Raw genomic sequence first — 578 nt, 5'->3', positions numbered from 1 at the left:
GGCGCCTCCCTGCCGGGCTAGCGGCGACGGCGCGGGGCGGCGTTCGCGGGGTGGGGGCGCGGACGCCGCTTTGTGCATCCGCCACAAGAAACTGAGTCCCGCGTGCGCTGGGACTTGGTATCGTCCGGCAATTCCGGTGCGGCGAGGCACCGGGGCCCTACAGTCGCCCGTGGCAACGACGCCACACACCACCCGGGAGTCCTCAATGACGAGTGCAACACCCCACGCGCACGGCCTCGGCATGCGCATCGCCGTGATCGTGCTCAGCCTGCTGCTGGCCGCCATGATCCTGCTGTTCTTCGCCACCACGAGCAAGATCGCCGCCGGCGCCGCGGAGCTCGCCGACGGCACCACCGCCGCGGAAGACGGGTCGGCGAAGCTTGCGGCCGGTGCCGCCGAACTGTCCGACGGCGCGCAGACCCTCGCCGACGGGACGCAGGACCTCGCCGCGGGTGCCGCGAGCGCCGAGGACGGCTCGCAGAAGCTGAGCGACGGTGCCACCACCGCGGCAGCGGGAGCCACGGCCCTCGCCGCGGGTGCGGGCGACCTCGCCGCGGGCGCCGCGAACGCCGAGGCCG

General features: G+C 74.4%; 1 pseudogene. It reads left to right on the top strand.

The annotated features are described in order from the left end of the window. Nucleotides 1-205: 205 nt before the first annotated feature. Nucleotides 206-578, top strand: a pseudogene (locus DW309_RS02005) (hypothetical protein); the annotation flags it as partial.

The organism is Microbacterium sp. K41, from assembly GCF_004794395.1.
In the GTDB taxonomy this organism is placed as follows: Bacteria; Actinomycetota; Actinomycetes; order Actinomycetales; family Microbacteriaceae; genus Microbacterium; species Microbacterium sufflavum.
The sequence above is the reverse complement of the archived record's forward strand: the minus strand, read 5'-3'. Positions and strand labels throughout refer to the sequence as shown.